Consider the following 8,328-nt stretch of genomic DNA (forward strand, 5'->3'; position numbering starts at 1 on the left):
GCTCGGCCCCCCGGGCAACGGGAAGGAGATGAAGGGGGAGGGGCGAGCGCGCCAGCGCGAGCCCACCCCCGAATCGGGTCGGGGTGATTGAGGCCCTTTCAAGCCCATCCTCCAGAGTTCAACGCCTGCTGAATATTGCTGCCGACTGGTTTGACCATGCCCGGCCCGTGAACAGTCCACCTGCCCACGCGCCGCGAACGGCGCGCCAGCTCCAAGCCGCGGAGGTGGACGAGTTGGTGGCAGGGTTCCACGGTCGCGCCAGTGTGGTCGGGCTGGCACGTCAGTTCGGCATCCACCGCGGGACGGTCAGCAAGCATCTCCGCACTCGAGGCATCGACCCGAGCCCCAGAGGGCTGAGCCCGGACGACGTGCCGACCGCCCTTGAGCTGTACCGGGACGGCTGGACGTACGCACAGCTCGCCGAGAAGTTCGGGGCGGGGGAGACCACGGTCAGAGATCGACTGCATCAAGCAGGGGTGCCGAAGGCGCCGCGATACGGTCGTGCCGGGCGTAACTTGCAGGATCGTTAGAACCCTACGCGCATCGACTCGGTTAATGGAAAGACGCGAAGGGGCTGGCGGGCTAACATTACGACATGGATGGTTTTATTGAACTTACCGACGAGATGATGCCTGAACGATATGAGCCGAACTGGGAAGCTCTCGCTGAGGCAGGAAACAGTGAAGCTCAGTTCATGGAGGACGCCTTCTATCTACTCAGAGAGACGACACACTGGTTTGCAATCTTGACCGGTCTGCCGCTCGTCAGCCCAACAGTGCGAAATGAAGCGATCAACCGTGGATTAATGGTCAGAATAACGAAGCTTCTACGTCTGGCTGTGCGCGAGCTACACAGCCAGGAGACATTCCTGCAGCTTGGCATCGCTCGTGATGTCATTGAAACCGTTGCCACACTCCTCTACCTGCTTGACGATACCGGCGACGGCGCACGCTACGACCAGTACGTTATGAATAGTCTTATCGCTGAGCGGGAAATGGTTCGAGACATCAAGAGTAACATCCAGAATAGAAATAACTCTGTCTTGGATATCGAAGAGCGCATGATGAGGTCGATTGAGAGAACAGCTGCGGCGGCGGGCATCGATGACGTAACGTCGATACCAAGCCGAGCACAGGTTGGCTTTCCGAATGCAGAGGCGCGCGTCCGACTACTCGGACCAAGTGCCTACGTGGCCTACCGTGCGGGTTCATCAGAGGTTCACGGCGACTGGACTGACGTGTACCGCAATCATCTTGAATACGAGAATGGTAAGTTCTCGCCAAACTTCAACAGCTTGCACGTGCGCCCACAGGTTCCTCTTATGCTTGCGCGACTCTCGCTAGAGATCGTCATTCGACACCTAGAGAAGCTTACTGGGAGCCGCGATGCCGTCACCGTCCTATTGGAGCCGCTAAAAGACCTGGTTGAGCGCGTGAAGAAAGTTGATCTGATGCACGAAGAACTAATAGAGGGACTGTAGTGTGGCGCGCAATTAATCTTTCCCACTGCTATCAGCGACGAGTTGTGAACTCATTCAGTCCGAAATCGCTCTGGCACATGGGTTTCAAGTGCAGCGATCGTCTCCTCCATGAACCGATCGATGGCGCGCATCAGGGTGTCAGCGAATGTGACGGCATCTCGACCATCGTCGTAGGTCAACTGCCACCGGTGGCCGATACGTGTCGTCACATGATCCGGAAACGGTAGGACGATCTCACCCGAACGTACCCGGCCGATCTTTGAGCCGGCCTGACTTGACTGCATGTGCAGGCTTAGGTTCGACAGGTTTGTAGCCTCCTCCACACCACTTTGCAGCAAATGGCCACGGGCGGCGACCAGGGCGTCGCGACGCGGGCCATCAGCCAGGGCTGGGATTAGTCCCTGGTCAGCGCGGTAAGCTCGGATGACGGGCTTTCGCTTGAGCCGGTCACTCAGTACCCGCGACCAGACCAGAAACTCCTCGAGGGCATACCACGCTGCTTCCACCGTCGGGTCGCCTAACCCCATGCCGTCAGTCAGCGTCGAGGAATTGCTTTCCGTCCATTGAGCAAGCTGCGCTCCGATTGCCCGAACTGCGTCCTGAAAACGCTGATGCGCCTGCTCGGCTCCTCCGGCAGCGTCGACGACATCTGCAAGTAAGCTGCGGGTGGCTTCGTATATGATGGCGTCATCGTCGACTGGCTGGCCAGCACGCACCAACGCGGCTCGAATGCCATCTGCGCTCTCATACAGGGAAACATCCCACTTCCACAGCTCCATTCCGAAGTCGAGTGGAGCGGTGCGCCCCTCTCCCCACATGATGCGCTTGGTCCATTGCCAACTATTCTTCGGCATGTACAATCATCCAGTCTTAATAGCAGCTCTGACCTTGCGTGTCGTCGCCCTCGGTTTGAGCGACTGATCTTGCCGGCGTCACGACTCTGCCGGTGCCGTCTGACGCTCTGGCAGAAATGGAGTCAATTGAGTGACAAGCTTGGCGTGTAATGACCTAAATTCGTCCGCGTCAGATTTGGTGAGGGCCTTCGCAATAAGGTCAGTGTAAGCGGCAGGCTGCATGCCTGCTATGCGAGCCGCGATTGGTAGCAGTTGCTTTCCTGGTACCAGTGCAAGTAATTGCTCATCGCTTCCCCGGGGAAGAGCTCCCTCGACTCGCTTCTTCTCTTCTTCCAGGAAGACCTGAGGCGAAAAGCTCCAATTCGCCGAGTCAAATATACCTGGCATTGCTTTTACGAGATCCTCCAGGGAGAGATCTCTCTTGTTGACTTGGCTGGTAATAGCGGATAGATGCGGTTCGACACGAGCCTTCCAGCGCTGAATAACCAGTTGATGCCGCTGCTTTTCTGAAACACTTTCTTGAAGTGCAATTAGATAAGCAGCTGCATCGAATTCTTTGCCGACGTGCTCGCATACTGCTCGAACCACCCCGGTAAGACAGTAGAGACTCTCGATCTCGTGCACTTTGAGAGAATGGACACCGTGTGGCAAGCTGTCTTTGAATGCCTCGGGGTGAAAGTCACCGTCGACGATCCCGATGGCATCCAATGACTGTGCAATTCCAGACGTGCGCAATGACTCGACACACCTGAGAACCATCTGGCAGCTACCCACTGGCTTAACAATCGTGTCGAGTCCATTGAACCATGCGCCGTAAAGTCGGCTGTCAAGACCTCCTTCTTCGCCCTCGCAAAAGACGATGCGGGAAGCGTAGAAGGATAGAGAGGCAGAGCCAAGCAATGCGCCCGCAACGTCACCGGGGAGGTCGCTATCGAGGTCAATGGCGCGCAAACCGTCGGTTGGGCTCGCAAGGACATACCGCGCTGCTCGACGCGATAGAGCGAATGTCAAGTCGTGGGTGACGTAGACAAACCGGACTTCAGGGCGGGCGTCCTCAAGGGCGTTCCATAGGCGTACGGCGAGAAGTGAGTGAAAATGTGTTTCCGGCTCGTCTACAACTAATATCCCTGGATCGGCGAGGAAGACGCGAGCGGCTAAGTACAGGGCTGCTTTTTCTCCGTCGCTCATCTGGTTGCCGCTATACTCGACCTTGGTGCCGTTAACCGTGCTCGCGACCATAGGCTTCCACTCGCGCCAGAAGAGCGACCGGCCGGGATATACCTTTTTCCATAAATCTTCGACTTTATCGAGTGCAGTCTCTTCGATTTCGCCCACATTGTCCGGGTTCTCTCGAAGTCGTGCTTTTAGTTCCATTGCTGCCATTGAGTTCTGGGCTACCAGCTGCGACAACATGAAGTCGAACTCGGAAGTTAGATCCCAGTGAGCATTGCGCGCTTGATTTCTCTGGCCTTGAAAATTACTCCGTGCTGCATCGTAGCCCATAACTGGCAACTCAGGAGCCACGCGCGTATTGCGAAGAGCGTTGACGAAGTCCACCGGCACCTGGGCGGTCAAACTACGAGTTTGCCGCGTCTTACCGCTGCCGTTAGGGCCGACCACTATGACGGGCGTTCGTCCCTCGAGTCGTGTTGTGCCGTCCGGCAGCGTTAAAGTGTAGTCCAAGTCCATATCTCACTCAGTATAGCGTTATTTTGACCGAATACCCATTTGCGCGCTGGACGGGCTTGAGCCCCTCTGGCTCAAGCCCGACGTGGCTTACAGGATCAGTCGGCTCATCTGTGGCCAGCGTTACGCCGGGTGTAGCAGCTAACCGCGTCAGCGCTGTCTATTGCGAAGAAGCTGTGCGAGCTGCTGAGGATCAGTTAAGTCCAGTACGGTCATCTCTGCGCCGGCTGCCGCTAGCTCCGCCTCCGTGCTCTTGCCCGTCGCCACCCCGACGACCCGCACGCCCGCAGTCAGCGCCGCCTTCACGTCGTTGGGTGTGTCGCCAATGAGCACGATGTCGCTCAGCTCGAACCGGGTGCCAGTCTGGGCTTCGGCCCGTTCCTTAGCGATGCGCACCAGCTCGGGCCGGTCGGCGTGGTCGTCGCCGAAGGCACTCGACTCGAAGTCGAGGTACTGGTCGAGGTTGAACACCTCCAGCTTGATTCGCGCCACTTCGCGCAGGTTGCCGGTCAAGATGGCCTGATGAATGGTGGGATCGGCGGCCAGTTGCTGGAGCGCTTCGCGTGCGCCCGGCAGCGCCCGGCCGGTGGTGACCAGCTCGTCGCGGGCGTCCTCGTAGCCCTGCACGAGGGCGGCAGCCAGCTTCTGGACGGCTTCGTCGGTCGGCTCCAGGCCGTTGACGCGCAGCGACTCCGCCATGATGTCGAGTTCTGTGCGGCCGGAAATCTGCGCCAGCTTAGCCAGCGGCCGGCCGGTGGCAGCTGGGAACGCCCGGTCGTAGATAGCCCGGCCAACGCCGCGCGTCTCGATCAGGGTGTGGTCGACATCCCACAGCACCAAGGTGCGCGGCGGCGTGTTCGGCGCGGTCATGAACGCGAGTGTGCCATCCGTGACGGATCGGGGGCGGCGCGATACCATTTGCGCTGGTCACGGCCCGGCGGGAGGGTTCGGCAACGGCGATGAACGACGATCTGGCACGCAGGGTGGGAGACCGGGTGCGGTTCTACCGCACGGCGGCGCGCCAGACGAAGACCGTCGTGGCGGGCCTGGCTGGGATCACCCCCGATTACCTGTACCAAATCGAGCGTGGCCAGAAGCTGCCGACGATTGCAGTGCTGGCACAGCTGGCGGACGTGCTCCGCGTAAAGCCGGGCGATCTGCTCGACGGCCAGCCGACGACCCGGCCGCCTCGCGCCAGCGGCGTCACGGCTGATGCCATTTATCGGGCCATGACCACACCACAGCCGCAGGCCGCGAGTGCAGCTGGGATACCCGAGCTGAAGACGCGGGTGCAGGCAGCCTGGCACGCCTGGCAGACCTCGCCGCACCGCTACTCCGAGCTGACCACCGACCTGCCAGAGCTCATCGCGACCACCGAAGCCACCGTCCGTGAGGCGGCTGGGCGTCAACAACGCCAAGCGCAGGCGGTGGCAGCTGACCTCTACGGACTCCTGCGGACGGTTACGAAGCGCGTCGGCCGGGTCGACCTATCGCTGCTCGCGGCCGATCGGGCGCAACGGGCGGCCGAACAGGCCGACGACCCGATACGCCTGGCCGGAGCCCGCTGGAACCTGACGCAAGTCCTCCTCGCGGACGGTCGCGCGGAAGAAGCCGAAGTGGTGGCCTTGAGCGCGCTAGCTGACCTGCGACCGCTCCTTCGCGCCAACCACCGTGAAGCTGTGGCACTGTCGGGCGCACTCCTTCTTATCGCCGCGGTGGCCGCGGTGCGCAACGGTGATGCCTGGACGGGCCGTGAGCGGCTGCGGCAGGCAGCCCCGCTGGCCGACCGCACCGGCGACTGCAACACCTGCTGGACAGCCTTTGGCCCGACCAACGTGGCGATGTACGCGGTCACGGTGGAAGTGGAGTCGGGCGAAGCGGTGGAGGGCCTCCGGCTGGCGGCCCAGGTTGACCACGAGCGATCACCATCCATCGAGCGACGCGTGGCCTTCTTGCTCGACCAGGCCAAGGGCTACGCTCAGCGGCGGGACTTCGCCACGACGCTGGCGCTACTGGGCATTGCCGAGCAGGACGCGCCCGAAGACGTCCGCTTCCGCCCGGCAGCTCACACCCTCCTGCGCACGGTCATCGAGCGGGGACGACGGACGGTATCGGTCGAGGCGGTGCGCCTGGCCGCCGACATCGGGCTGCCGGTGTAGATCATCTGCGCGTCCAACCCACCCGAACTGACAGTTCGGGTTACTGGCCGGTAGCGCCCATACGGTCGGTTCCGGTATCCCGGCGGCCGGTTGATCACCTCCCGATCGCCTCCGAGGTCACGGGCGAACTCCCGCACGCACCACCCGTTCCCCGCGAAGTCCTGGCCGCCGGGATACCGCCCACCTGACCCTCCGACGACGTCCAAGGCGGTACTTTCCATGGTCCAGTCTGGCTCGGCGTATACGGCGACGGCGGCGCCCGCGGTGCTGGCCTCGCTCGAACCGCTCCAGCTGTATGCCCTGCTGCACGTGTACCTCGTGGTGCATCGGCCGTCGCAGCTCCACGTCGGCCGATGTGCGATGTGCCGGGTGCCCTGGCCGTGCCCGAGGGTGCGTCAAGCCGCCCGGCTGCGGGACGGCTTCTAGTGACGACCTCAGCGCTCCTGCGGCTGCCCGAGACGGCGGAGCCGGCCCCGGCGGCGGCCCAGTTGGCCTACGGCTACGTGCGGGTGCCCGCTCATGTACCGGACCACAAGGTACGGCACCTTGAGCAGACGGTGATCCGGTTCGCGCACGGCCACGGGTTGACCTTCGCCGGGTTCTTCTTCGAGTTTCACTGCGGTTCGCGGGAGGCGTTCGACGAGCTGGTCGCCGAACTGGTGCGGACGGGTGCCCGGCACGTGGTGGTGCCGAGCTTCCGGCACCTGGCCCTCCACGCGCAGCTGCAAGCGGCGATGTGCACGTACTTGGATGAGGTCGCCGGAGCGCAGGTGCTGGCGCTCCGACACCCGGGAGCGCGGCGGACGGAGCAGCGCCGCTTGCTGGCCGGGACGGGAGCACCGGCATGAGCCCGGCCTACGCCGCCACCCATGACACGGTGCTGCCGGACCCGCTGCGGGTGCATCTGCTGTGCCTGCTGCGAGAAGCGCAGTGGTGCCGGTTCAGCTTCTTGTGTCAGGCCACGGGGGTAACCCAAGACCGACTCAAACGCCAGTTCTTCGCCCTGCGTGCAGCCGGGTACACCGATACCCGGCGCGGTGTCGGGCAAGAGGGCTGGGCACGGCTGACCGAACACGGCAGTCGCCAGCGTGACGCCTACCTGGCGCGGCTCGCCGGCCTGACCAGACAGGCGGCCGAGCAGATAGCCCAAGGCCAGCACGAACAGCCGGACTGGTTCGCGCCGGTGAGCCCGTCATGACCCCGGAGACGGCCGAACTCCTGACGAGTCTCGGCAGCGTGCACCAGGCCGTGCCCGCGGTCATCCGGGAGCTGGCCACCGGGACCATGCCGCCACAGCGACAGCGGCAGTTCGCCGGGCTGCTGGCGGAGCTGGCCGACGTGGTGGCAGCCCACGCCGGTGAGCCGGGCGAAGGCGAAGCTCCCACGGCCTTGGCGGAGCGGCTGGCGCTGTCGGGGCGGCAGCTGCTGGCGGTAAGTGCCCGGCTGCGGGCGGGCACGATGTCGCGAGACCGGCTGAGCGGGGTCAGCGGCTGGCTGGCGGCCCTCGGTGACGTCGTCGGGCTGTACGCCGAGCAGCTACCCGCGTCGCCGGTCACGCCGGGACAAGCCGACCAACCTGAGCCACCCCCGGACGCGTCGCCCCAGGTGTGAACGGCGGCGAGCTGGCGGTGCTTGTCACCCTGGCCACGCCGGTGCTCCTGATCTTCGCCCTGCTGGCTCGGGACGGCTGGCGTCACCGGCAGGAGCGGCGAGGGCGAAGGCGACCGACGAGGCCCGGCCGGCATCGCCTGAGAGCCAGCCGCGCTGAGGCGACCTCAGGCAGCCCGCCTCCCGCAGCCCCAGCCGCCGCGGAGCCGGCCCCGGCCGATGAGCCGACCGAACCACTCCCGCTGGTGCTGCCGCAGCGGGTACGGCCGTATGTCGAGCACCCATATCCAGTCCGGCGCTCCCCTACTTCGCAGCCACCACCGACCGACCTCATGGCCCGCGTTTTGGCGGGACTGCGCAACCTGCCGGATGAGCCTCAGGAGTGACAGCGGCCTCCTGAGCAGCCAAGATGAACGCTGGGGGGCGATCATGGCGGGAGTGGAGGAGCTGGCAACAGACAGCTTGCCGAGCGCCGTACGTACGGCGCTCGGCAAGAAGTACGGAATATCACAAGAAATAAATACACAAACCCAATAAAGAA

Annotated in this window: 9 protein-coding genes; 6 read left to right on the forward strand and 3 right to left on the reverse strand. The window is 63.2% G+C overall.

Annotated elements, in window-relative coordinates; translation table 11 throughout:
* The first annotated feature begins 595 nt into the window (after positions 1–595).
* Positions 596–1,480: a DUF5677 domain-containing protein gene (locus ACWDN5_RS45450; protein WP_449680645.1), complete on the forward strand. Its 885-nt coding sequence runs from the start codon at positions 596–598 to the stop codon at positions 1,478–1,480.
* 50 nt (positions 1,481–1,530) lie between these two features.
* On the opposite strand, the gene ACWDN5_RS45455 is transcribed toward ACWDN5_RS45450, so the two are convergent.
* The 3 genes from ACWDN5_RS45455 to ACWDN5_RS45465 all read right to left on the reverse strand — a co-directional run bounded on the left by ACWDN5_RS45455 (position 1,531) and on the right by ACWDN5_RS45465 (position 4,890).
* The gene (locus ACWDN5_RS45455; protein WP_449680646.1) at positions 1,531–2,334 is read right to left on the reverse strand and encodes a hypothetical protein; all 804 of its coding nucleotides are present in this window, start codon (positions 2,332–2,334) and stop codon (positions 1,531–1,533) included.
* A 78-nt stretch (positions 2,335–2,412) separates the two neighbouring features.
* Entirely contained in the window at positions 2,413–4,023 is a 1,611-nt protein-coding gene (locus ACWDN5_RS45460) for an AAA family ATPase (protein ID WP_449680647.1), read from the reverse strand.
* 147 nt (positions 4,024–4,170) lie between these two features.
* On the reverse strand, positions 4,171–4,890 hold the full coding sequence (locus tag ACWDN5_RS45465; protein WP_449680648.1) for an HAD family hydrolase: 720 nt from the start codon (positions 4,888–4,890) through the stop codon (positions 4,171–4,173).
* A gap of 89 nt (positions 4,891–4,979) precedes the next feature.
* Here ACWDN5_RS45465 and ACWDN5_RS45470 point away from each other — a divergent pair, with 89 nt between their 5' ends.
* The 5 genes from ACWDN5_RS45470 (at position 4,980) to ACWDN5_RS45490 (ending at position 7,790) form a co-directional block, all read left to right on the forward strand.
* Entirely contained in the window at positions 4,980–6,179 is a 1,200-nt protein-coding gene (locus tag ACWDN5_RS45470) for a helix-turn-helix domain-containing protein (RefSeq protein WP_449680649.1), read from the forward strand.
* Between the two features lie 219 nt (positions 6,180–6,398).
* Positions 6,399–6,605, forward strand: a complete 207-nt coding sequence (locus ACWDN5_RS45475) for a hypothetical protein (protein ID WP_449680650.1) — start codon at positions 6,399–6,401, stop codon at positions 6,603–6,605.
* Entirely contained in the window at positions 6,605–7,027 is a 423-nt protein-coding gene (locus tag ACWDN5_RS45480) for a hypothetical protein (RefSeq protein WP_449680651.1), read from the forward strand. The genes ACWDN5_RS45475 and ACWDN5_RS45480 overlap by 1 nt, the downstream gene beginning before the upstream one ends.
* Positions 7,024–7,377, forward strand: a complete 354-nt coding sequence (locus ACWDN5_RS45485) for an ArsR/SmtB family transcription factor (RefSeq protein WP_449680652.1) — start codon at positions 7,024–7,026, stop codon at positions 7,375–7,377. Before ACWDN5_RS45480 ends, ACWDN5_RS45485 begins: the two co-directional genes overlap by 4 nt.
* Complete coding sequence (locus ACWDN5_RS45490) at positions 7,374–7,790, forward strand: hypothetical protein (protein WP_449680653.1); 417 nt, start codon at positions 7,374–7,376, stop codon at positions 7,788–7,790. Before ACWDN5_RS45485 ends, ACWDN5_RS45490 begins: the two co-directional genes overlap by 4 nt.
* Positions 7,791–8,328: the final 538 nt, after the last annotated feature.

The organism is Amycolatopsis sp. NPDC003731 (assembly GCF_053586895.1).

Bases quoted from the DNA above. Each gene is read 5' to 3' on its own strand.
- ACWDN5_RS45460 (WP_449680647.1), bottom strand. From the start codon at position 4,023: ATGGACTTGGACTACACTTTAACGCTGCCGGACGGCACAACACGACTC.
- ACWDN5_RS45450 (WP_449680645.1), top strand. From the start codon at position 596: ATGGATGGTTTTATTGAACTTACCGACGAGATGATGCCTGAACGATAT.
- ACWDN5_RS45470 (WP_449680649.1), top strand. From the start codon at position 4,980: ATGAACGACGATCTGGCACGCAGGGTGGGAGACCGGGTGCGGTTCTAC.
- ACWDN5_RS45465 (WP_449680648.1), bottom strand. From the start codon at position 4,890: ATGACCGCGCCGAACACGCCGCCGCGCACCTTGGTGCTGTGGGATGTC.
- ACWDN5_RS45485 (WP_449680652.1), top strand. From the start codon at position 7,024: ATGAGCCCGGCCTACGCCGCCACCCATGACACGGTGCTGCCGGACCCG.
- ACWDN5_RS45475 (WP_449680650.1), top strand. From the start codon at position 6,399: ATGGTCCAGTCTGGCTCGGCGTATACGGCGACGGCGGCGCCCGCGGTG.
- ACWDN5_RS45455 (WP_449680646.1), bottom strand. From the start codon at position 2,334: ATGCCGAAGAATAGTTGGCAATGGACCAAGCGCATCATGTGGGGAGAG.
- ACWDN5_RS45490 (WP_449680653.1), top strand. From the start codon at position 7,374: ATGACCCCGGAGACGGCCGAACTCCTGACGAGTCTCGGCAGCGTGCAC.